This window comes from Burkholderia sp. 4M9327F10, assembly GCF_005503145.1.
Lineage (GTDB): Bacteria > Pseudomonadota > Gammaproteobacteria > Burkholderiales > Burkholderiaceae > Paraburkholderia.
This window is the reverse complement of sequence record NZ_SCNV01000021.1, coordinates 84484-107335: the sequence shown is the minus strand read 5'-3', so window position 1 is coordinate 107335 and position 22852 is coordinate 84484. Positions and strand designations below refer to the sequence as shown.

At 63.4% G+C, this 22852-nt stretch carries 24 protein-coding genes; 11 read left to right on the top strand and 13 right to left on the bottom strand.

Features of this window, described 5'->3' with window-relative positions; translation table 11 throughout:
• Positions 1–25: 25 nt before the first annotated feature.
• Positions 26–457 carry an HIT family protein gene (locus FFS45_RS19990; protein WP_137956362.1) on the top strand — a complete coding sequence of 144 codons (432 nt, stop codon included), beginning with the start codon at positions 26–28 and terminating at the stop codon, positions 455–457.
• A gap of 15 nt (positions 458–472) precedes the next feature.
• Here FFS45_RS19990 and FFS45_RS41770 read toward each other — a convergent pair whose 3' ends face one another.
• Entirely contained in the window at positions 473–637 is a 165-nt protein-coding gene (locus tag FFS45_RS41770) for a hypothetical protein (protein ID WP_171029686.1), read from the bottom strand.
• Between the two features lie 320 nt (positions 638–957).
• On the opposite strand from FFS45_RS41770, the gene speG reads away from it, so the two are divergent.
• From speG to FFS45_RS19975, 3 genes are all read left to right on the top strand, one after another.
• Positions 958–1500, top strand: a complete 543-nt coding sequence (gene speG, locus FFS45_RS19985) for a spermidine N1-acetyltransferase (protein ID WP_137956361.1) — start codon at positions 958–960, stop codon at positions 1498–1500.
• A 461-nt stretch (positions 1501–1961) separates the two neighbouring features.
• Entirely contained in the window at positions 1962–2303 is a 342-nt protein-coding gene (locus FFS45_RS19980) for a surface attachment protein Sap1 (RefSeq protein ID WP_090681046.1), read from the top strand.
• Positions 2304–3058: 755 nt separating this feature from the next.
• Positions 3059–3613 (top strand): YaeQ family protein, encoded by a 555-nt coding sequence (locus tag FFS45_RS19975; protein ID WP_137956360.1) that lies wholly within the window; start codon positions 3059–3061, stop codon positions 3611–3613.
• Between the two features lie 63 nt (positions 3614–3676).
• Here FFS45_RS19975 and FFS45_RS19970 read toward each other — a convergent pair whose 3' ends face one another.
• Complete coding sequence (locus tag FFS45_RS19970; protein WP_137956359.1) at positions 3677–4102, bottom strand: VOC family protein; 426 nt, start codon at positions 4100–4102, stop codon at positions 3677–3679.
• A gap of 447 nt (positions 4103–4549) precedes the next feature.
• On the opposite strand from FFS45_RS19970, the gene ada reads away from it, so the two are divergent.
• From ada to FFS45_RS19950, 4 genes are all read left to right on the top strand, one after another.
• The gene (gene ada, locus FFS45_RS19965) at positions 4550–5647 is read left to right on the top strand and encodes a bifunctional DNA-binding transcriptional regulator/O6-methylguanine-DNA methyltransferase Ada (RefSeq protein ID WP_137956358.1); all 1098 of its coding nucleotides are present in this window, start codon (positions 4550–4552) and stop codon (positions 5645–5647) included.
• Positions 5644–6582, top strand: a complete 939-nt coding sequence (locus FFS45_RS19960) for an AlkA N-terminal domain-containing protein (RefSeq protein WP_137956357.1) — start codon at positions 5644–5646, stop codon at positions 6580–6582. The genes ada and FFS45_RS19960 overlap by 4 nt, the downstream gene beginning before the upstream one ends.
• 195 nt (positions 6583–6777) lie before the next feature.
• Entirely contained in the window at positions 6778–8394 is a 1617-nt protein-coding gene (gene gshA, locus FFS45_RS19955) for a glutamate--cysteine ligase (RefSeq protein WP_137956356.1), read from the top strand.
• 357 nt (positions 8395–8751) lie between these two features.
• On the top strand, positions 8752–9261 hold the full coding sequence (locus FFS45_RS19950) for a hypothetical protein (protein WP_137956355.1): 510 nt from the start codon (positions 8752–8754) through the stop codon (positions 9259–9261).
• Between the two features lie 43 nt (positions 9262–9304).
• On the opposite strand, the gene FFS45_RS19945 is transcribed toward FFS45_RS19950, so the two are convergent.
• Positions 9305–10867 (bottom strand): DHA2 family efflux MFS transporter permease subunit, encoded by a 1563-nt coding sequence (locus FFS45_RS19945; protein ID WP_137956354.1) that lies wholly within the window; start codon positions 10865–10867, stop codon positions 9305–9307.
• A gap of 184 nt (positions 10868–11051) precedes the next feature.
• A complete protein-coding gene (locus FFS45_RS19940) occupies positions 11052–11582 on the bottom strand; it encodes a MarR family transcriptional regulator (protein ID WP_137956353.1) in 531 nt (176 codons plus the stop codon).
• A 310-nt stretch (positions 11583–11892) separates the two neighbouring features.
• On the opposite strand from FFS45_RS19940, the gene FFS45_RS19935 reads away from it, so the two are divergent.
• Together FFS45_RS19935 and FFS45_RS19930 are read left to right on the top strand one after the other, a co-directional pair.
• Positions 11893–12276 carry a hypothetical protein gene (locus FFS45_RS19935; RefSeq protein WP_137956352.1) on the top strand — a complete coding sequence of 128 codons (384 nt, stop codon included), beginning with the start codon at positions 11893–11895 and terminating at the stop codon, positions 12274–12276.
• Between the two features lie 317 nt (positions 12277–12593).
• Positions 12594–14249 carry an efflux transporter outer membrane subunit gene (locus FFS45_RS19930; RefSeq protein ID WP_137956351.1) on the top strand — a complete coding sequence of 552 codons (1656 nt, stop codon included), beginning with the start codon at positions 12594–12596 and terminating at the stop codon, positions 14247–14249.
• Positions 14250–14266: 17 nt separating this feature from the next.
• On the opposite strand, the gene FFS45_RS19925 is transcribed toward FFS45_RS19930, so the two are convergent.
• From FFS45_RS19925 to gspG, 8 genes are all read right to left on the bottom strand, one after another.
• A complete protein-coding gene (locus FFS45_RS19925; RefSeq protein WP_137956350.1) occupies positions 14267–15046 on the bottom strand; it encodes a type II secretion system protein N in 780 nt (259 codons plus the stop codon).
• Positions 15047–15068: 22 nt separating this feature from the next.
• A complete protein-coding gene (locus FFS45_RS19920) occupies positions 15069–15572 on the bottom strand; it encodes a type II secretion system protein M (protein ID WP_137956349.1) in 504 nt (167 codons plus the stop codon).
• Positions 15569–16954 (bottom strand): type II secretion system protein GspL, encoded by a 1386-nt coding sequence (gspL, locus tag FFS45_RS19915; RefSeq protein ID WP_137956348.1) that lies wholly within the window; start codon positions 16952–16954, stop codon positions 15569–15571. Before gspL ends, FFS45_RS19920 begins: the two co-directional genes overlap by 4 nt.
• A gap of 28 nt (positions 16955–16982) precedes the next feature.
• Positions 16983–18110, bottom strand: coding sequence for a type II secretion system minor pseudopilin GspK (gene gspK / locus FFS45_RS19910; protein ID WP_283204762.1), 1128 nt, complete (start codon positions 18108–18110; stop codon positions 16983–16985).
• Positions 18111–18785: 675 nt separating this feature from the next.
• The gene (locus FFS45_RS19905; RefSeq protein ID WP_137956347.1) at positions 18786–19463 is read right to left on the bottom strand and encodes a prepilin-type N-terminal cleavage/methylation domain-containing protein; all 678 of its coding nucleotides are present in this window, start codon (positions 19461–19463) and stop codon (positions 18786–18788) included.
• Positions 19441–19860, bottom strand: coding sequence for a type II secretion system minor pseudopilin GspI (gspI, locus tag FFS45_RS19900; protein WP_137956374.1), 420 nt, complete (start codon positions 19858–19860; stop codon positions 19441–19443). The genes FFS45_RS19905 and gspI overlap by 23 nt, the downstream gene beginning before the upstream one ends.
• A 1-nt stretch (position 19861) precedes the next feature.
• The gene (locus FFS45_RS19895; protein ID WP_249362855.1) at positions 19862–20362 is read right to left on the bottom strand and encodes a GspH/FimT family pseudopilin; all 501 of its coding nucleotides are present in this window, start codon (positions 20360–20362) and stop codon (positions 19862–19864) included.
• 94 nt (positions 20363–20456) lie between these two features.
• A complete protein-coding gene (gspG, locus tag FFS45_RS19890) occupies positions 20457–20921 on the bottom strand; it encodes a type II secretion system major pseudopilin GspG (RefSeq protein WP_137956345.1) in 465 nt (154 codons plus the stop codon).
• A gap of 237 nt (positions 20922–21158) precedes the next feature.
• On the opposite strand from gspG, the gene FFS45_RS19885 reads away from it, so the two are divergent.
• The gene (locus FFS45_RS19885) at positions 21159–21572 is read left to right on the top strand and encodes a type II secretion system protein N (RefSeq protein ID WP_137956344.1); all 414 of its coding nucleotides are present in this window, start codon (positions 21159–21161) and stop codon (positions 21570–21572) included.
• 60 nt (positions 21573–21632) lie between these two features.
• Here FFS45_RS19885 and gspF read toward each other — a convergent pair whose 3' ends face one another.
• A complete protein-coding gene (gene gspF, locus FFS45_RS19880) occupies positions 21633–22850 on the bottom strand; it encodes a type II secretion system inner membrane protein GspF (RefSeq protein ID WP_137956343.1) in 1218 nt (405 codons plus the stop codon).
• Positions 22851–22852 lie beyond the last annotated feature (2 nt).

Genomic DNA, 22852 nt, shown 5'->3' with positions numbered 1-22852 from the left:
CCACCCGCCCAACTCAAGGAACGTCATGAAATACGACGAGAGCAACCCGTTCGCGAGAATTCTGCGCGGTGAACTACCGTGCATCAAAGTCGCGGAGACGGATGACACGCTGGCCTTCATGGATCTGATGCCGCAGGCGGACGGACACGTGCTGGTGGTGCCGAAAGAAGCCGCCGCCGAGATTTTCGACCTCTCCGACGCAGCAACCATGGCATGCATGCGCATGACGCAGCAAATCGCCCTCGCCTTGCGCGAGGCACTGCGGCCGGACGGCATTTTTATCGGTCAGTTCAACGGTGCGGCGGCGGGCCAGACAGTCGCGCATGTGCACTTTCACGTCATCCCACGCTGGGACGGCGTGCCGCTGCGCATGCATGGGCGAGAAATCGCCGAGCAGGCGACGCTTGAAGGGTTCGCGCAACGCATCCGTGCCGAACTCGGCAACGGCGCACGTTAACCCCCTCAAACGCCATCAATGGCGATGCAGCAGACTGCGCAATGGATGGTGCCAGTCGATATGCCGCGGGTGGTCTTTCTGAGCGCGTAGCTGATGTTCCTGCCATAGCTCATCGGAGAAGAGGAACGCGACGATCAGTAGCGGCACGACCAGAAACGCGCCCAGTATCAGGTGCTCCATCACAGCATCCTCCTATCGCCCAGTGGTTCCATTGTAGACGCACTCCACGTGCCCGGTGTGTGCCCGTGCGCTCACAAACATCCGGCCCCGCATGCGACAACGCGCCGCCTCGCGCCTGCAAATCCCTTGCCACGCCTTGTCGCGCGAGCGTTGCAGCACGACCGGCCGAAGCCCCCGTGGCGAACTCCTGAGCGCGGCACCGGACTAACCCTTAGCTGCCGGAGATTGCTGCCGCCAGACACGCCGCTCATATCGCCCGTGTAGTTTCGCGGCAGCCAGCTCAACGCAATCTAAAACCAATAATTCTCGAGGGGAATTCCATGACTATTGAACACGATATCCGCCTGACCTTAAGGCCGCTGGAGCGCCACGACCTGCGCTTTGTCCACGAGGTGAACAACAACGCGAAGATCATGCGTTACTGGTTCGAAGAGCCCTATGAAACCTTCTCCGAACTCTCACAACTCTACGACCAGCACGTGCACGATCAGCGCGAGCGCCGTTTCGTCGCAATCGATAACGAGGGCGAGACAGTCGGGCTCGTCGAGCTGATCGAACTCGACTATATCCACCGGCGCGGGGAATTCCAGATCATCATCGCTCCGCAGGCTCAGGGGCGCGGCTATGCGAGCGTGGCCACGCGGCTTGCGATCGATTACGCATTTTCGGTGCTGAACCTGCGCAAGATCTATCTGATCGTCGACAAGTCGAACGCGGCCGCAATTCACGTCTACGAGAAATGCGGCTTCAGGCACGAAGCCGAACTTATCGAAGAATTTTTCGGCAACGGCAAGTACCACAATGCTTTGCGCATGTGCCTTTTCCAGCAGGAATTCTTCGCCGCGAATCCGCGCAAGGATTGACGCAGATCGCCCATGCCGACGGGCGAACGCGTCGCCTTAAGCCTGTCGCATGTCGGGCACCAGCAAACCTGGCACTCTTTTTATTCTGCATTTAGCCCCTTATCTGCGGCTTTTTAAATTATCTGCGGAATGACTTTGTGTGCGCCGCATCAAGCCGGACAACTTTCGTATTAAGCCGCTTAATTAGGGGTGCTCGTTTACTCGTATGCACCTCGCAAAGGGTTGCCAGTTAAAGCAATCCGCGTTACCCGGCTTCAAGAAATCCGTCACAAGATCGCCTTTTAACGTCATTTCTCCACACCAAATACCCTGCCAAAGAAGGTGCGGCAATTCGCCGCTGTTGCGGGCGCACACAAGATGTGCTTGTCGGTGGGCTGCTTTCTTCTAAAGTGCAAGATGCGGGTGTGATCTACAAGTTAAATACATAGCTAACCTGAGCAATTACCCGCACGGAGGCACATATGAAAGCACAAGTCGCTATTCTTTTCGCCGTTGCGGGACTGGTAGCCGCTTCCGCGGTGCAGGCCCAGGACAGCGTGATCAAGCCGCAGCAAACGATCCAGTTCAAGCCTAACGCATATGGCTGCCTGTCGAAGGACAAGCTCGACGCCGCCGATCAGCATGCGCAGGCCGGCGAGCAGCAGCAGATGCAGGAATTCTTCTCCGGATACCAATGCATTTCCACTCCGGAGAATTCGAGTTTCCGCGTCGTGCGCGTAGTCGGACATGACGTCGAGTTCGTCAATGCGGGCAATAGCGATACGGAAGGCCTCTGGGCTAACGATCGATTCATCAAGCAATAAACGCACTACGGCCGGGTTTAAAACCTGGTTGATGTGATTGCTATGCCGAGGCCTTTAACCGGCCCGGCGATGATTGGATGCGAGTGGAACCTTGCGTTCGCGACGGACGCAAATGAGTACGGCTGGGCATGTGCCCGGCCGTTTCGCTTTCCAGGTTTTCAAACTGTATGCGACTGGCCGAATTGATTCGGATTGCTATCCATTGATATCAAATCTCCCACGGGAAGACACGCCAAGCGTTTCCTGAGCCGGCAACCCGTGCGTAACCGCGTCACCCGCCTGCATCCCGTGATGCCTGTCACACGCCGCCTGTAAGACCGGTACCCATTCCGGCAGCACGATCGCACCCCGAAGACGAACGCAAAGGTCCGATGATTCAGAATTGAGACGTTCCGGACCCATCCTGCACGCATCGTCTCAGTCGCCACCGTCGGCGCCGATAGCGGGAAAGCTTGCACAGAGCGGCCGCACGCGTGTAAGGTGCGGCCTTCGACCTCACGATGGCACGTTAAATGCTGTGTATGGACTGCAAACAGCAGCCAGGACACGCGACCCATCGTGCATGAGCGACCTTCGCCATCCCACGGCTGCAGCCCGGCCGGCGCCGTTTCGCTGTCATTTTCATCTGGCAACGTTGCATCGGCCCCCGCAGCCCTGTGGAGGAGCGAGCGATGTACAAACAACACGGTAAGCGGCAACGAGCCGCCGATGATTCCTTTTCTGTTCGGTCCGCTAGCGCGGGCTCCTGGTGTGGCATGGCTCTCAAATCGACGATTTATAAAGCGGAATTGCAGATTGCGGATATGGACCGGCACTATTACGCCGATCATTCGCTGACGATCGCACGGCATCCGTCGGAAACCGACGAACGCATGATGGTGCGCGTGGCGGCGTTCGCGCTGTTCGCGCAGGAACGGCTGGAATTCTGCAAAGGACTGTCGGACGCCGACGAACCCGATCTGTGGCAAAAGGATCTGACCGGCGCCATCGAAACCTGGATCGAGGTCGGGCAACCCGACGAGCGGCGTATCGCCAAAGCGAGCGGCCGCTCCAACGAAGTCGTGGTGATCGCCTACGGCGGCCGCACCTCCGAAATCTGGTGGCAGGGGGTGCGTAACAAGGTGGACCGGCTGCGTAACGTAACGGTCTGGACGCTGGGCGAAGAGGTCGGCGCCGCGCTCGGCAAGCTCGCGGAGCGGACCATGCGCCTGCAATGCACGGTGCAGGACGGCGCAGCCTGGCTCGGCAGCGCCGACTCGGATCCGGTGCCGATCGAATGGACCGTGCTGAAGGCGCCGGCTAACGCCTGACGGAAGCAGGGCAGCGCGCGGTCCAAACCTGCGTCTGTCCCCGTCAGGACGCGCCTCCAGTCTCTATAGCGAGGTCGTCCGCGCCGCTTCCGGCGGCCCCTTCAATTCGACCATATTGCCCTCAGGGTCGAACAGATACAGTGACGGACCGAATCCATCCGCGCCGTAGCGCACACCCAGCTCGCCGATCCGCACGCCATGCTCCTGCAGATGCGCCTTGAGCGCCTCGCCATCAAAACCTTCGACGCGCAGGCATAGATGATCCATATTGCGTCCCGCGCCGGGTGTGCCGCTCTCGGCCCGGTCAATCTTTGCGCCCACCTTTAGCAAATCGATCAGCGAGCGGCCGGCGCGCAACTGAACTAGGCCGATCTCACGCTGCTCTTTCTCGACGCTACAACCGAGCACGTCGCAATAGAAACGGGTGATGCCTTCGAGATCCGCCACCCGGATGACCACATGGTCGATCTCGCGAATATGGATTTTCATGAAAAGCGCCCCTTGACCAGTTGCCGATGCGATGAACTGGGAATCATCGAAAGTGTAAGGGAAAGGCAGCAGTGCAGGGAGGACCGGGAAGCGCGGCCGACAGACAGGCGGTCATTAAGGGCTCGACCAGCGCGCGACGGCAAAATCGGCGAACCGGTGGGCAAAAACGACAGGCAAAAAAAAGCCCGCTCTCAGGGAGCAGGCTGAATCCATATCAGGAGGAGACATGGAGGAGACAGGAACTACTATACACACGGGGTTGGTGCGACGCAATAACTTTTTAAGGGAAAACCCGATAGGGTGGCGTTTTGTCGCAACTCGCCGGAAACTGACCCCGAACCCCCCGTCGCCGCAAGGGCCAGGCAATGACAGAGCAAGAACCGGAGCGTAGTGTGTGGGCTTGCAAATTACATTGGTGACCATCGAAACTGTCTTTTCGAGGACATCATGAACCGCACCGTGACATCTGCCTGGTCTACCGACACCGAACGCTGGGCCGCCGTGACCCAACGCGACTCGCACGCCGACGGCGCCTTTTTCTATGGCGTCAAGACGACCGGCGTGTTCTGCCGGCCGTCGTGCGCGTCGCGTCTGCCGCGCCGCGAAAATGTCGATTTCTTCGCTACACCGGACGCCGCCCGCAACGCCGGCTATCGCGATTGCAAGCGCTGCCAGCCCGGCGGCCTGCCGCGCGAGCTCGAGATCGTCAAGCGCGCCTGCGCTGCGCTCGACGCCGACCCGCAACAACGGCTCACGCTCGCTCAATTGAGCGACGCCGTGCATGTGAGCCCTTTCCACCTGCAACGGCTCTTCAAGCGCGTAGTGGGCGTATCGCCGCGCCAGTATCAGGCCGCCCAGCGCGGCGCGGCGCTGCGCGACGCACTCCAGCGCGGAGCCGGCGTGACGCGCGCCACCGTCGACGCCGGCTTCGGCTCGCCGTCGCGCATGTACGAATCCGCGCCGGCCGAGCTGGGCATGGCGCCGTCGGCCTACCGTCGCAAGGGCGCAGGCCTGACCGTGTACTACGCCTGCGCGCCGACCTCGCTCGGCTTCGTGCTGGTGGGCGCCACCGCCAAAGGCATCTGCAAGATCGGCTTTGGTGACGACGCCGCGGCAATCACAGGCGAGCTGCGCGGCGATTTCGCCAATGCCGAACTGGTCGAGGACGCCGGTCGGCTCGCACCGTTCATCGCGCAGATCGAGGCCTACCTGCACGGCACGCGCCAGCGCTTCGACCTGCCGCTAGATATCGCTGCGACAGCCTTCCGCCAGCGCGTGTGGGATGCCCTGCAACGCATTCCGTACGGTGAGACCCGCACCTATTCGGAGATCGCCGAGGAAGTCGGCTCGCCGCGCGCGGTGCGGGCCGTGGGAAGCGCATGTGCATCGAACCCGGTCGCGCTGGCGATCCCGTGTCATCGCGTCCTGCAAAAGAGCGGTTCTCTGGCCGGCTACCGCTGGGGCCTGCCGCGCAAGGCCGCGCTGCTCAAGGTCGAAGCACAGCCTGCCCTTACCACCACCGCTGATCTGGATAACGCCGCGTGAGCACTGTCACTGACCTCGCCGTTCTTGAGCTGCCCTTCAAGGCGCCGTTCGACTGGCCGCGCATCCTGCGCTTTTTCGCCGGCCGCGCCACGCCCGGTGTCGAAGTGGTCGAAGACGGCGCGTACCGCCGCGCCATCGACTGGGCCGGCGACAGCGGCACCCTGACCGTGCGGCCACACGCCCGCAAGCGCTGCCTCGTCGCCACCATCGAAGGGCCCGCCGGGCGGCACGCTGAGGCATTGAGCGCGCCGATTGCCCGAATGTTCGATCTGCACGCCGACCCAAAGGCGATCGGCGCGCATTTCGCCTCCGACCCGTGGCTTGCGCCGCTCATCGAGGCCGCGCCGGGTCTGCGCGTGCCGGGCGCATGGTCGGCCTTCGAACTGGTCGTACGGGCGATCGTCGGGCAGCAGGTCAGCGTGAAGGCCGCGACCACCATCATCGGCCGGCTGGTGCAGCGCGCCGGTCAGCGAATCGAGCACCATCCGCACGAGGGCACCGCCTGGCGCTTCCCGACGCCGGCCGCGCTGGCCACGGCGGACATGACGCAGATCGGCATGCCGGGCAAGCGCGTCGCGGCGCTGCAAGGCGTTGCCGCAGCCGTGGCGAGCGGCGCCGTGCCGCTCGACAGCCATCGCACCCATGCCACCGGCCACAGCGCCGAATGCACCGCCTTGCGCGCCGCGCTGCTGGCCCTGCCGGGCATCGGGCCGTGGACCGTCGAATACGTGGCGATGCGCGCCTGGCGCGACGCCGACGCGTGGCCCGCGTGGGATCTGGTGCTGATGCAGTCGATCGCAGCACGCGATCCCTCGCTGCGGCGCCCAACCCAGCAGCGCGTGCGCACCGACGCCTGGCGTCCGTGGCGTGCCTACGCGGCAATGCATCTATGGAATGAAGTAGCGGACCGCGCGGGCGGTGCACGCGGCGGATAATAGCTCGCGAGGGCTCGACGCGGCGCCCCCCGGCATCCGTCCAAAGAGCGGGCCAGCCGCGGCCGAGCGGGCCTCAAGCAGGCCTTTTGGCGAGATGTTAAAGTGCCCGCTACTGAAAATTCCGCCGGATGCTGTCGGCCGCACATAGCCTCACATGAGCGGCACATGGCGGCCGACAACGTCCGACTCGCATCAATGTCAAACACGACCATTTCTCGCCCGACCGACCTGTTTGCGCACCGCCTGTCCGTGCTGGCTTCCGGTGCGCATGGCCACGCGCTGATGACCGGCCTGCGCGGCATCGAGAGGGAAAGCCTGCGCGTCACGCACAGCGGCCAGCTCGCGCTCACGCCGCATCCGCGCGCGCTTGGCTCGGCGCTGACGCATCCGTCGCTGACCACCGACTATTCGGAGGCGCTGATCGAGCTGATCACGCCGGCGGAACACGACGCCGAGATCACGCTCGACAGGCTCGACCAGCTGCATCGTTTCGTCTACACAAAGCTGGGCGACGAGATCCTGTGGAACAACTCGATGCCGGGCCTGCTGCCCGCCACCGACGACGGCATTCCGATTGCGCAATACGGCTCGTCGAATATCGGCAAGCTGAAATACGTGTACCGCGTGGGCCTCGCGCTGCGCTACGGCCGCACGATGCAGACCATTGCCGGCATCCACTACAACTATTCGCTCAACGAAGAAGTGTGGCGCGTGCTGCACGCGGACCAGCAATCCACGGCGAGCGCGGTGGATTTCCAGTCCGAGCGCTACCTTGCGTTGATCCGCAATTTCCGCCGCACCAACTGGCTGCTGATGTATCTGTTCGGCGCCTCGCCTGCGCTGGACCGGCGTTTTCTGCGCGATCGCAAGCACACGCTCGAAACCTTCGACGCGGATACGCTGTACCGGCCGTATGCGACCAGCCTGCGCATGAGCGACCTCGGCTATTCGAACACCACCGCGCAAGCGGCATTGCATGCGGACTACGACACGCTGCCGGGCTATCTCGACGCGCTGGCCAAGGCCGTGAGCCAACCCTATCCGCAGTACGAGGCAATCGGCACGCAGCGCAACGGCGAGTGGGTACAGATCAACACCAACGTGCTGCAGATCGAAAACGAGTTCTATTCGACGATCCGCCCGAAGCGCGTTACCTATCCGGGTGAGCGTCCGCTGCATGCGCTTGCCTCACGCGGCGTGCAATACGTCGAAGTGCGCTGCATGGATATCGATCCGTTCGAGCCGACCGGTATTGCGCTCGAGACCGCACGCTTTCTCGACGCGTACCTGCTGGTCTGCGCGTTCGAAGACAGCCCGTCGCTGCCTCCGAACGCCTACTGCGAAGCCAATCAGAACTTCGGCCGCGTGACCACGGAAGGGCGCAAGCCCGGCCTCGAACTGACGCGCGACGGCAAGCCGGTTGCAATGCACGAGTGGGCCGAGGAGCTGTTCGCGAAGATCGAGGTCGCAGCGAAAGCGCTGGACGCCCTGCACGGCGATGATAGCCACGTGCGCGCACTCGCCGCGCAACGCGCAAAGCTGGCCGATGTTTCGCTGACGCCGTCGGCACGCGTACTGCAAACGATGCGTGACAAGCAGCAGAGTTTCCTCGCCTTCGGCCTCGAACAAAGCGAAGCGCATGCGGCATATTTCCGCTCGCGGCCGCTCGACGCCGCCGCCGAACAGGCCTTCGCGGAACTCGCCGTGCATTCGCTCGACGAGCAGGCGCGGCTCGAGCGTGAAGAGGTCGGCTCGTTCGATGCCTTCGTGGCTGCGTATCGAGCCTACACGTTGAATCGCTTTAGCGTCTGACGGCGCGGCGGCGCGGCGGCGCAGTAGCAAGCCGGGAGAAACGCGGCTGCGGAAATGAGTATCGCTGCGTCGGCATAAAAAGAGTAGAGAAGGGCGGTCCTGATGGGCCGCCTTTTCTTTTGGCAGCAATGGCTCCAGGGGGTGTTCTTCAACCCGCCTCCACCCATGCAACCGGTAACGGCTACGCGAGCCATGCGGCCGTGGCGTCTCGCCTCGGCAAGAAATTCCCCAGCGCGATGTTTCGGCCACGCGTATGAAACACCGCCCGCTCGCACGGGTCCAACCCTTACACTGAATGATCGCTCGCGCGCCGGGTGCGCGCATCCGGTCGTGTCCACGCAGGGAGGAAGCAACGCGATGAAGAAAGCTCTATTGGCAACATTGTGTGTTCTCGCCGCGTCGGGCTGTTCGACGCGCGGGCAGGTGAATCCCGACGTCATGCAGATTGCCACCGCGCCGCTGACGTGCGCGAATGCGAATGAGTGCGGTCTCTGGTGGCAACGCGCCCAGACGTGGGTGACAAACCATTCCACCTACAAGATCGAAGCGGCCACCGACTCGCTGATCCAGACCACCGGGCCGGATGGCGGCAAGCGGGCGCTGGCCTATCAGATCACCAGGACGCCAAACAACGACGGCACCGCCACCATCGGTTTCGCCGCGCATTGCGACAGCTCGCTCGGCTGCAAGCCGAATCCGTGGGAAGCCGGCGCCGATTTCAAGGAGTTCGTGCGTAGCGGAACAGCGAGCAACGTACCGCCACAAGGCACGAACGGCACGGACGGCACCGCGCCGTCGAATCCGTCGCAAGAGGGTGCGCCGGCGCAGTCGATGGGCTCGCCGGGCGATGTGCCTGTCACGCAATAAACCGCACGCGCCACCCTGCGAGGTGGCGCTGCGGGTGCGCCCCTCAATGCCCCAGCGACGGGCCCGCACCCGAGCGCGGCTTGGTGATCCATACCAGCCCGGCCAGCACGATGAAACTCGCGCACGAAATCCGGAAAAAGTCGTTGGTCGCCATCATGTACGCCTGTTGCGTCACGATCTGGTTGAGCTGCGCCGTCAGACTTTGGCCCGCAAAGCCGAGGCTCGCCAGTGAGTCGCTATACGCGGTCGTGTTCGGCGCATAGTTGCTGACCGATTCCGCCAACACCGCGTGATGGTAGATCGTGTCGTTTTCCCAGTAGGTCGTGCTGATCGCCGTGCCGATCGCCCCCGAGAGCGTACGGAAGAAGTTCGACAAACCCGAGGCGCTCGCGAGACGTTCGTCGGACACGCTGGAGAGCGTAATTGTGGTCATCGGCACGAAGAAGCAGGCCACCCCGATCCCCTGCACGATACGCGGCCAGATCACGTGATTGAACGGCACGTCGAGCGTGAAGGTCGAGTTCCAGAGCGACACGAAAGCGAACACGATAAACGCGAAGCTCGCCACCATCCGCAGATTGAGCCGGTGCATGTTGCGGCCGATCATCGGCGAGAGCACCAGCGCCAGCAAGCCGACCGGCGCCGTCGCCAGACCCGCGAGGCCGGCCGTGTAGCCCATCACGGTCTGCAGCCAGAGCGGAAAGATCACCACCGAGCCGAAAAACGCCATGAAGCCGAACGAGATGATCAGCACGCCGAGCGCGAAGTTGCGGTCCTTGAAGAGCGAGAGATCGACGACCGGCTCCTTCTCGGTCATCTCCCAGACCAGCATGAAGGCAATCGAGATCACCGCGATGATCGCCAGCGCGACGATAAACTTCGAGTTGAACCAGTCGCGGTCCTTGCCGAGGTCGAGCATCATCTGCAGGCACGACACGCCGGTCACCAGCAGCGCGAGGCCAATGGCGTCGATACGCTGTTTGGTGGTTTTGGTCTCACGCCCGCGCAGCAGCAGGAAAGCGCATGCCGCTGAAAACAGGCCGATCGGCACGTTAATGTAGAAGATCCATGGCCACGTGTAGTTGTCGGTGATCCAGCCGCCCATTACCGGCCCGAAGATCGGCGCGACGATCACCGTCATCGCCCATAGGCCGAGCGCGAGGCCGCGCTTCTCGGGTGGATACGAGCGCATCAGGATGGTTTGCGAGAGCGGCACCATCGGCCCGGAAACCAATCCCTGGATCAGCCGGAAGGCGATCAGCGACTCGAAGTTCTGCGCGAAGCCGCACATCGCCGAAGCGATCGTGAAGAGCAGCACCGACAGCGTGAAGAGGCGCACCTCACCGACCCGGCGGGCAAGCCAGCCAGTGAGCGGCACGGCAATCGCCGAGGCGACCGAATACGACGAGATCACCCAGGTGCCCTGGCTGGTCGCTACGCCAAGGCTGCCCGAAATGGTGGGCACGGCGACGTTGGCAATCGACGTGTCGAGCACTTCCATGAACGTGCCGAGCGCGAGTCCGACGGTGAGCAACGCCAGCGTCCCGCCGGCTAGCGGGGCGGGTTCCGGAACGGGTGCGGCAACTGCGGGAGCCGTAGCGGCCATGATTGAGTCTCCTGTCGATCGGAGGCTTGCTCCAATCCCTTGCAAAGCTGCCGGCAAAAGCTTGACTCAGCATGCATATTTCACCGTCCGACCGGACGGCTTGCATGTTCCGTCACCTTCTGCCCAGACAGATATTTCTTTGAGAATCGACGCTGAAACGACGCGTCGGGGTTACATCACGGGGTTACGCTTCGCCGTCTGGCGGCGGGGACTGCTCTGCTGCGGTGCGGAGTTCGCATCCCGTGAACTCGCATGCTTCACCGCTGCCCGAACCGTTTGCAATCAGGCGGCCAAGCAGGTTCGTCAGGGTCGCGATGTCCGCGGCTGTAAAACCTTGCAACTGCTCCTTCAGCACCACCGAGCCCACGCGCGGCAACTGCTGGGCGACTTCCCGGCCGTGCGCCGTCAGTTCGAGCTTGACCATGCGACGGTCGGCATCGCTGCGCATGCGCACGATAAAGCCCTTCTTCTCAAGGCGATCGAGCATGCGCGTCATTGACCCGCTGTCGTACGACATGGCGCGCGACAACTCATACGGCGTATGCGCCCGCCCGCACGACAACATCAGGATCACGCCAATCTGCTGCGCGGTGAGTCCCAACGGCTTGACCGCGCGGTCCATCCGCTCGACCAGCACATTGCGCGCTTTCGACAGGTAATGACCAAGGCTCGACTCGAGATGAATCTCGTCGGCGTTGTAGGGACCGTCTGTCATCGAATTCGCTTTGGTACTTCAGTTGACGTATAAGCTGCCACCTAAATTGCACCTACTTTGCCACAACGCAGAAAATAGGCCGAATTTTAGCTGCCTAAGCAGACAAGTCAATCTCACGCGCCGCTGGCCCGACTGTCACGCTCTCGAAAAAACAACACGGCAGGCTGGCATGAGGCGAAGTATCTTGAAATTTAATTGCATAGTCAATATTATTGCAGGCAACGAGTTACGCGCCGCTGGCGCCACCCGAGACCATGTTCTGACCGTTTTGCCGCGCACCCCACCTGACGGTGCGTAGAGGACCCCCGTTATGCTGTACCTGAAAAATACCCTCGGCGGCCTGAGCCGCTCCCTTCACGATTCCGCCGTGCAGTCCTTTCAAGGACCGAACCGCTGGTGGAAGCTGGCGCTGTACGTCGTCATGTTCGTGATGCCGGGGGGATCGCTCGGGGTGTTGTTCTTTGCATGGATCGAGCATCGCCGCAATGGCCGTAAGGCCAAGCCAGGTTCAGCAGCAAGCGCCGCACCGGTAGTGGCGCTGCTCGCAAGCTCCGCTGCGGGAAGGATTCTGGCGCCGGGTGCAGCAACCGCACCGCGTCTCCCCGCACTCTGCCAGGCCCGTGCGGACGCACCGGCTTGCCGCGCTGCAGCCGGCAAACAGGCTCGCCACGCTAGCGCCGATCAGCGCCCCTGACGCTAAAGCGTTCGCGGGCTCAATCAAGCCCCTGTCCTTCGAGAGTGCGCCGCCCGGCCGCCCGCCCATCTGCGAATACGCCGTAATAGCACGTAACGGTCGCCGCTGCGCGAGTTACACACCCACGGCGCGGCGCGCATTACTCTTTCGGTTTTACGTGCCACCGACGTTGCTTACGTTAACATTCCGAAGCGTCGCGGCCTCCCGCCCCTCATTGCCACCCGGCCATCAGGGCGGCCGCCCGCCGATCTTCCCAAGCCCCACGGGTCTCTGAGCCTGGGGGCATTGCGTCGGCCGAATCGACAGGAATTCATTGCATGCAGTTTGACCGAAGCTCGCGCACGCGCGCACTTGCTCCGCGCGCCCTGACCCTCGCCGTAGGCGCGGCGCTCGCCACCGTGCTGGCCGGCTGCGCGGTCGGCCCCGACTACAGGCAACCCACCACCGAGGTACCGGCCGCCTATAAGGAAGCCGCCCCCGGCTGGAAGGTCGCGCAACCCGCCGATCAGCATGACCGCGGCGCCTGGTGGACGATCTACGACGACCCGCAACTCAACGCGCTCGAAGACAAGCTGAACACCTCCAACCAGACCATCGCGCAGTACGCGGCCGCATACCGTCAGGCCCGCGCGCTGGTCGGCGAAGCACGCGCGGCATATTTCCCGGTGATCAGCGGCTCAGCCGGCCTGACCCGCTCGGGCAACGGCTCGTCCGCGAGTCTCTCCAGCAGTTCGGGAAGCACGCGCTCCAGCGTCAACAACAGCTACAACCTGCAACTCGACGCCAGTTGGGAGCCGGACCTGTGGGGCAAGGTCAGCCGCACAGTCAGCGCGCAGGAAGCGAGCCAGCAGGGCGCGGCCGCGACGCTCGCCAACGCGCGGCTGTCGGCACAGGGCACGCTCGCCCAGACCTATTTCTCGCTGCGCTCGCTCGACGCGATGCAAAAGCTGCTCGACGACACCGTGGTTGCCTACGAAAAGTCGTTGAAGCTCACGCAGAATCAGTACGCGCAAGGTGTGGCCGCACGCTCCGACGTGATCCAGGCGCAAGCGCAATTGCAGTCAGCCCAGGCCGCTGCGATCGACAACGGCATCGCCCGCGCCCAGGACGAGCATGCGATCGCTGTGCTGGTCGGCGAGCCGGCCTCGACGTTCTCGATTCCGCCGGCACCGCTTACCGCCACGCCGCCTGCCGTCCCGGCGCAGATGCCGTCCGCGCTGCTCGAACGCCGGCCCGATATCGCGGCGGCTGAGCGCGCCGCCAAGGCCGCGAACGAGCAGATTGGCGTCGCCATCGCGGCGTTCTTCCCATCGCTGACGCTGTCCGCAACCGGCGGCTTCCAGAGCTCGGTGCTGTCGCAATTGCTCACCGCGCCGGCGCGCTTCTGGACCCTCGGCCCGCAACTGGCCGGCACGATCTTCGACGGCGGCCTGCGCGAAGCGCAGACCAACGCGGCCCGCGCCGCCTACGACCAGGACGTAGCGGTGTACCGGCAAACCGTGCTGGCGGCGTTTCAGGACGTAGAAGACAACCTCGCCTCGCAGCGGATTCTCGAGCAGGAAATCGTCGTGCAGCAGCAGGCCGTCGTATCGGCGCAGCAGGCGCTCGATATCGTCACGAATCAGTACAAGTCGGGCACCGTGGCTTATCTGAGCGTGCTGACCGCGCAAACCACCGCGTTCACCGCGGAGCAGAAACTCGCGAGTCTGGCGGGACAGCGTATGGTGTCGTCGGTGGGGCTCGTGAAGGCGCTCGGTGGCGGCTGGGATGTCTCGCAGATGGCGCGGGAGACAGGCAGCGTGGCTGCGCCGCCGGCCGCAAATGCAAACGCTGGGGCAGGGGCGGCGAGCGCGCCTGCCACAACCTCCGCGGTGCCGGCCGCATCCAGCGCAGGAACGGGTTCAGCGGATCCGCAGGGCACGGAGAAGGCCGCGGCTATCGAACCGCCGCACGTACTGCCGGGCAACGACTGAGACCGCACGCGGCGCGATCAGCGAGCGAAGGTCAGCGTCACCGTGCCCGGTCCGCTCGGCCGCCCGAGCAAGTTCAGCAGGCCGGCAAGGTTATCGCGCTGCTCCGGCGCCGCGCTCGCCGTGCCGCTAAACGACGTCACCGCGCCGCCCACCACGCCGTGACCATTCAGCATCAAAGGGCCTTTGAGGGTCGAGAGATCGACCGTCGAACTGCCGCCTTCCGCCTGCACCACCACCCGGTAAGAGCCGAGCGGCTTGACCAGCGAAACGCGTGAGCTTGCGTCGCTGAGCGTCACCGTTAGTTGGCCGAAGGATTGCTTGCCGAAAGTCCGCCAGTCGCTCCACGCGAGCCGCACATCGCCTTGCAGATCGAGGGTATTGAACGGCGCACCGAGACCCGAGAGCAGCGACGCCGGCACGGCGATCGTCCCCTGCGACACCGTGGAGCCGCGCCCGGTCGCATCGACCGTGATCGGGTCGGGCATGGCTTCGCTTTGCAGCATCGTCATCCGGATGCGGCCGGTGAAAAGCGGCCAGAACGCGGTATGCCATTCAATCCGGCCCGGCAGCAGCGTTGCGGCGCTGGTGTCCGCACCGGCCGCCAGCATCAGCGTGGCCGAGCCGTGCCACAGCGAGCCAGCCGGGTCGACCAGATTGACGTGACCGTCGCTCGCCTTCGTGAACGCCGGTGTGATCCACGCGGCGGGTAACAGCACCAGCAAGACGGTACCGCTCGATAACACCGCGACCAGCAGCCACGGCAGGGCAGCGCGCAAGCGCCGCATCCAGAAATTCATGCGAGATCCTGTAGCTGCACCGTCATTTCGCGGTCGACGGCTGCAGCGATGCTGTCAGGTCGACCTGTCCGTCGTCTTTGAGCGCGGTAATGTGCGCCTCGGCGACCTGCACCTTGAATTGCCGGCGCACGTCGTCGACCCACGTAGTCCAGACGGGAAACGAAGCGTTCTTTAACTGGACCTGCACCGCATTGCCGATCAACTCCACTTGCAGCGGTGTAAGGCCGTGATCGGTGAGCGAAGCGGTGAGGGCATCCTTGAGCGCGCCGCCGGTCGGCGCAACGCCTTGGGCTGCGGCCGTCAGCCGGCGCGCTTCCTCGGCCTGGGCGGTCATCTGCGCAAGCTGACGCTGCATTGACGGCAGCGAGTCACGCAAATGCGCGCGGCCGTCCTGAGCCGGCGCCCACAAAATCGACCACGCGATCACCACGCCCAGCACTGCGCCGCCCCACGTCAGCAGGTTCTTCTCGCGCTCGCTTCGCCCGTCCCAGAATCCGGCCCATGTTTGAGCAAGTTCATTTTTCATTGTCCGCTCCTGATGGTCCATTTGCCGGTGTTGCTGTCGATCGCCCCCGCGAGGCCGTTGCCCGACAGACGCTGTGTCAGGCCGGCGTCGACCTTGATTTCGGGCTTGAAGGTCACATCAAGACGATGGTCGTGATAATCGAGCGCTGCGATGCCGTTGACCGGCACCGGTCCGAGCGAGCGCGCAAGTCCGGCTGACAGCGAGAGGAAATCGTCCGGCGACAACTCACCAGCGGCCACACGGAGTTGCTGCATCTGGCGCGACATCTGGTCGGGCGCGTCGAGCACGACGGTCGTTTTCGGGAACGTGTTGAGCAGCAACTCGGTCATCTGCGCGTTGATCGCGTCGCGTTGGTGCGAAAGCATCAGCCATTGCACATTGGCGCCGATGATCGCCACCACCAGCGCGGCCGCGGCCAGCAGCGCAGGCAGGCGCAGACGGCGCAGCGTAGCGCGGTCGAGACGCCACGGTTGCGCGGCGAACTCGAACTGGCAGAGGTCGAAGCGGCACTCGAGTGCGCGGCGAGCGAGCTTCTCGAACGGCAGCGGCTGCGCGCCCGCGATCTGCGCCGCTAGCTTCGCTTGCGCGCTCGAACCCATGCCGGGTTCGTTACCCGGTACCTCGGTGAGCAGATAAAGCGAGACCGGCGCGGCGCCGGAGAGGGCGTCGAGGGTCGCATTGACGGACGTCGCGGGCACGGCGAGCCCTTCACCCTGAACACCGCGTGCAATCGCCAGTTCCACGCGTGTGGTGCTGGACTCCGGCGTCATCTCGAGCAGCAGGGCGGGCGCGGTGGAGACCACGGTGCCGAGCACAGCGGCGACGACCGGCGACGGCGGCTCGACGGCGAGGTCAACCGCCTGCTTACCCGCCGCAGCCGGCTGCAGCGCAGCAGTTGCCGCGTCTGCTTCGGCTTGCGCGAGCGGCGTGGCAGCAACTGGCGGCAGCGGCAGGCAACGCGTGACCGGCACGGCGCGAATGCTGCGATGACCGGCGGTGGTGAAGGCTTCGCAGATGAAGCGGAACCAGCCGCGATCGACGATGGCGAGCAGATGCCGGCCATTGCCGAGCGGTTGCGGATCGAGCGCGATGTGACAGGTCTGCGGGTCCTGGATCAGTTGATCCTCGACGATGTTCGGCAAGGCCTGGCGCAGACGCGGCCCCTTCAGCGGGGGCAGGGTTGCGGGCATCATCAGGAGGTCGCGCGCGGCGACCATCAGGACCGTCGACGACGCACGCGGCAGCAGCGCGAGCGCCGAGCGGCCGGCGCGCTGCGTGCGGCCCGATTTGTCGAGCAACAGGAACGGCAATTCCGGCAGTTGCCATTCCTGCGACGGCACCGCCGGGTCACGCGGCGGCAAAAGGACGATCAGCGTGCTCAAAGGCCACTCTCTCCGGAAAAAGCGTTATTCATAGTTGATCTTGTACGCGCACGATGCGGGTGGTATGCGTCAGTGCATCGCGATAAACGAGGGTCGTGCGATCCACTTCCGCGCGTTCGTGATCGACACGGCCGTGGATAAAAAAGTAACTGGTGTTGACGTCGTAGAGGCTCTGGTCGATCGCCGTTTGCTGAACACCGGTCGCCTGCAAGGCCAACAATACATCGCCGACGTTACGAAAGAAGACAGTCTCGCGGCGCGCGACGAGCGCTTGAGCGGCGGACAGGTTCATTTCCGGCACGACGGCGGCGACCACTTCAGCCGGCGCGGTATTCATATTGACTGCCGTGGTGGTGGGCAGATAGGTCACGAACGGGCGCAGCCTCGCGACCATGTCGGGCGTGAAGCCTGGCACGTCGAGCAGCGAGTCGACGCTGGTCATCTGCAGCGGCGCGATGTCGGGGTTGCTGTCGCTGTCGTCGATGCCGGGTTTATCGGTGAACGTGTTGCCACCGATTGCGCCGCCTAGGGTGGGGGCGGCGGTACCGCCGGTTGTGGCGGTTTGTGTCTGGAAACGCGTGGCGGATTGGGCGAGGCTGTCGCGGATCTGGACGGCGGCGGTTTTCGCCAACTGGCTGTTGAGGCTGAGCAGGGCGAGCAGGCGCTGGAAGGCCTGGACTTGCTCCACGTTGACTTGCAATACGCCTGGGGCCGGGCTTGAGACCAGGTTTCGCAGGTTGAATTTGCTTTGGGCGTCTTCTATCGAGCCTGATAGATAGGTTGAGGCGCCTTCTGAGGCGCGGACTTCGCCTATTTGGCCCAAGAAGTCCGATAGGCGAGTTCGGGCTATGGGGACGCTCCATACTCCCCCTAAGTAGGTGATACCCGCTGAGGTGTCGGCTTCGGATCTTAAGATCAGTCTTGTCCAGTCTAAAGCGCCTCTGGATATCCACTGTGCTTGCGATAGCAGGCGCTGGTTTTCTATCCTTCGGATTTGAACCTGCTGGCGCCACAGAATGCCTGATACCAGGATTGCTGATAGGGCCACTACCAGTAGTGCGCTGATTATGGCTACGCCGGTTTGGGTTTTTGCTTTTTGCTTGCCTACGGCGGTTGGCTGTTTGGCTGGGGTGTTGGCCTTTCCTTGCTTTGTTATCGGTCTATTAGCGTTGCCCCTGTGCGGGGCGGCACTTACTTTCTTTGCCGCCGCAAAGAAAGTAAGCAAAGAAAGCGGGCTGCAACCGCTAGCCTGTAGGTGTCCGCCTCTCGAATTTCCCGGGAGTGGTCCGAAGACGAGATCGTCCCTCGCGCTTCCCCCGTTCGTGGTACAGCGCTCATTCATCCCGCCCACGCACTGCGTGCTTGTCGGTTCGGCATAACCGGCCGTGGGTTGCAAGGCGTATTGCGCGACGACAAAGCCCCTTGGGGGCGGTGCCGGGTGTTGTGCCCTTCGGCGGGGCGCGAAGCGCGACGCTGGAGCGGATGACTGCCTTGTCACTGAAGTGAGAGGTGCGAGGGATGATCTTGTTTTCGGACCACTACCGGATACGAACAGGGGTGGACACCTAAAAGTTAGCGGTGTGAGCGGCTTTCTTTTGCCTACTTTTCTTTGCCGCTGCAAAGAAAAGTAGGTGCCGCCCCGCACAGGGGCGACGCCAATAGACCGATAAGAAAACAAGGAAAGGCCAACACCACGTGCAAACAACCAGGCAGCAACGCAAATAAACGAAAAGCAAAGCAAGAAAAGCCCAACACCGTAGGCAAACAGCCCCCCTCCCTGCGCAGCAAGAGAAAAACCAACCCCCGGCGGTAGCCAAACAACCTGCATCCCTCACTCTCCGACGAGAAAAACCCTGGTAACCGGCTGCGCCAACGAAGTAGCCCCAATAATCACCTCAAGCCCTGTCACAGACCGCGGCAGCGGAGCACTCCCCAACTGGGGAACCTTCAAATTGTTATCGTTCTCGGTAATCGCATCCTGCACATCTTTCATCTGCGTCGTCCACCCCACCTTCGGCACAAACAGCCGCGCAGCAATAGACCCAACACCCCCCATCAACGGCACCGCGCTCCAGCCTTCTCCCTCGCCGCCCCGCAGAGCCCCCCGCAATTCACCGACGTTGCCAAGCGGTGGCGATGCATACCGGATCACCCGGCCATCGGCCACCCGATACCGCACCACCTGCAAACGCGGCGCCGTCTCCGGCAAATCCAGCTCCCGCACGATCTGCAGCACGTCGCCACTCACCGAGACCGCCGCTTGCCCCGACTCGTCATCGGTCGCGGCATGCCTCACGTCAATCCGCATCTGGTCGAACAACTGGGCAAACACCCGCTCGTCTTCCATCGCGTTGGTGATCGTCTGCCGTCCACGGATGATCTGGTCCAGGCCGCGCCACGACAACACCGCGATCACCGCCAGAATCGCAATCGCGACCAGCAGTTCGATCAGTGTGAAGCCGTGCGCCGGACGGCGGCGGTGGCGCTCAGAGCGAACGGTTCGTTTCATTCGCCACCACTGTCACCATCTGCGCCAGATTGCCGGCGCGGCCCGGTGTCGTCACCAACACCTCAACGCGACGGAACACCGGATTCGGCGTCGCCGTCACCCGTTCCGTACAAAGCAACTGCAAATTCCCCTGCGAACAGTCGAAGCTGCTCGACCCCACATCCGGCCAGCTGTGCGACAGCTTCAACTGCGCCAGCATGTTGTCCGCACTCCAGCCCGCCAACAGCCGCTGATGCAATTCCACCTCGCTGCTCGCCAGATTGCCCACCGCTCGCAGCGACGCGGCCAGCGCCACCGCGATGATCGCCAGCGCCACCAGCACTTCGATCATCGTAAAGCCGCGCTGCGTCCCGCCGCGCAACCGCGCGCACGCCGCACCCCTGATCGCGCCGTCCATCTCAACGTACCTCATAGCGGCCATTGCCTGTACCCACAATAGTCGCCTGGCCCGCCGCGGAAAACAGCGTGACCTGGACCGGCGTATCGATGCTCTCTGTACCGAACACCACCCGCGACGGATGCACGTCCGACCCCGGATAGTCGATCGTCACGCTCGTCACGCCGCCTTCCCAGCGGCGCGGTCCGAGCAACTCGTCGCGCAACGGACGCCAGCCGTCATCGGTATGCATGTCGAAACGAAACCCGCCGTCGAACGGTTGCCACGCAATAGGCCTCGCCCGTACCTGCGCTTCGTCGCCCGCCGATTCGAACAGCAATGCCAACCGTTGAGCTTCTTCATTCAGATCCGTGCGCGGATTGCGCGTCATTGCAATCGATGCCAGTGATACCAGCAGCCCGGCAATCACCAGCACCACCATCATCTCCAGCAACGTAAAGCCTGCCTGCCGAACCATGCGCTTGCGATGTACCCCGCATGCCGGTTCCAGCGCGTGCGGCATCCTCGCCACACACGCCGAAGCAACACGAGACCTGTAATCGGACAGAGGCATGGTACCGGCGTCGAACAAGAGGGCGCGCAACAGGCTCAAGCGTTTATTCCCACGAGCCTATGTCGGCATCGTTGCCTTCGCCGCCGGGTTTGCCGTCGGCGCCATAACTGAAGACGTCGATTTCACCATGCACGCCCGGGTTCAGGTACTGATACGGATTGCCCCACGGATCGTTCGGCAGGCGCTCGAGGTAGCCGCCGTCCTTCCAGTTGTTCGGCACCGGATCGGTAGTCGGCTTTTCGACCAGCGCGCGCAGCCCCTGGTCCTGGGTCGGATAGCGGCCGTTGTCGAGGCGGTACAGCTTCATGGCCTGCATGATCGTGCCGATGTCCTGCTTCGCAGCAACACGACGCGCCTCATCCGGACGGCTCATGATCTTCGGTACGATCAGCGCGGCCAGAATCCCGAGAATCGCAATCACCACCATGATTTCAATCAGCGTAAAACCGCGTTGCCGACGGTTACGCAGACCCGCGATTTCGGTGCGGCGAGTGGTCCACATTTGCATAGCTTGCTACCTCTTTTCAGGAAGATTTTCGTGTCAGGCGAGTGTTGCGCAAAACGGAATCCGTGCGCGATTTAACACTCCTGTTCAGTCATTTTAATGTCATGCAGTTGAAGGGTTGCGACAAAACGTCGGGCCTCCCGAAGTTTCTCGCCTCCCCTCGGAGGAACCTGGCGATTCGCGCCAGGTTAGGGACACTTCCCTCAACGCAAAATTCACAATAGTCCGTACAATGTGCGCATGAACGCCACCCAAATCCGCCTTCTTTCGCTCGCGCTCTTCGCCGTGTTCTGCGCGACGCTCACCTACTGGCTCGTCACTTTGACCGCGCTGCGTGGTGGTCCGTTGCCGGCTGCCGCCGTGCATGCGCCAATCTCGGTCGAACAGGCGGCCACGCTGTTCGGCGGGCAACTGCAGCGCAGCGTCAACCAGGACGTGCGCCTGTTCGGCATTCTGTCGCTCCGGGAAGGTGGCGCTGCCATCATCAGCGCAGGCGGCGAACCGCCGCGGGCCGTTTCGCTCGGCAGCGTCATCATGCAAGGCGCCAAGCTCTACGAAGTGCGCGCCCGTTCGATCATCATCGACCGCAACGGCGTCCATTCCGAAGTGTTCCTGCCCGCCAACCCGGCCGGTCCCACCATCTACGTGCGCTGAGCGATCTGGCCGCAATCGCGTCATGCGGTTGCGCTAACCACGCCCGCGCGCCGCAGCGCCTCACTGCACCAGGTTGTTCAGCTCGATGATCGGCATCATCACGGCCAGCACGATCACCAGCACCACACCCCCCATCGCCAGAATCAGCAACGGTTCGAGCAGGCTCGTCAGGAACATGGTGCGGCGCTCCAGTTCGCCCGCTTCGCCTTCCGCTGCACGATCAAGCATCGTCGTCACGTCGCCGGTCGCTTCACCCGAGCGGATCAGGTGCACCAGCACCGGCGGAAACGTCCTCGTATTGCCCAGCGCGCGCGACAGCGACGTGCCTTCGCGCACCCGCACGATTGCGTCGTCGATGTTGTCGCGCATCGCCCGGTTGCTGAGCGTTTCGCTCGCCGCCTGCAGCGCGCGCAGGATCGGCACGCCGGCCGCCGTCAGGATGCCGAGCGTGCTGGCAAAGCGCACGGTGTTATAGCCACGCACCAGCTTGCCGAGCAGCGGGGCGGTCAGAAGCCAGCGGTCGAAGGCAAGGCGGGGCCCCGGCTGCGCCAGAATCGACCGCACGACATACGCCAGCACCGCGACGCCGATCAGCACCGCCCACCACCATTTGCGCACGAAGCCTGAGAGCGCCATCATCATGACGGTGAGAAACGGCAACTGCTGCTTGGTGCTGGCGAACACATTGACGACTTGCGGCACCACATAGCTCAGCAGAAAAGTCACGATGCCGAACGCGATGATCGTGACGATGGTCGGATACGTGAAGGCCAGCACGATCTTCTGCTTGAGCGCGTTGCGCTGCTCGATATAGTCGGCGAGACGCGAGAGCACCAGACCGAGCTTGCCGGTATGCTCACCCGCTGCCACCAATGCGCGGTAGATCTCCGGAAAATCTTTCGGATGCTGCTGCAGCGCATTGGCGAGCGAATGGCCGCCCAGCACTTCCGCGCGAATCGACGCCATCAGTTCGCGGATGTAGTCGCGCTCCGATTGTTCGGTCAGCACGGCGAGCGCTTCGTCGAGCGGCAAGCCGGCGATCAGCAGGCTCGCCAGTTGACGCGTAAGAATGGCCTGCTCGCGTTGCGACAAACGCCGCCCGAGCGAGAGCCGCTGGTTGCGCTCGCCGCGCGTGCGGCTCGCGGCCGGCTCGACCAGCAGCGGTGTCAGCCCCTGGCCACGCAGATGAGTGCGGGCGCCGCGCGCGCTGTCCGCGTCGAGCACGCCTTTTTGCGCCTTGCCCGTCGCATCGATCGCTTCGAAACGAAATGCCGGCATGG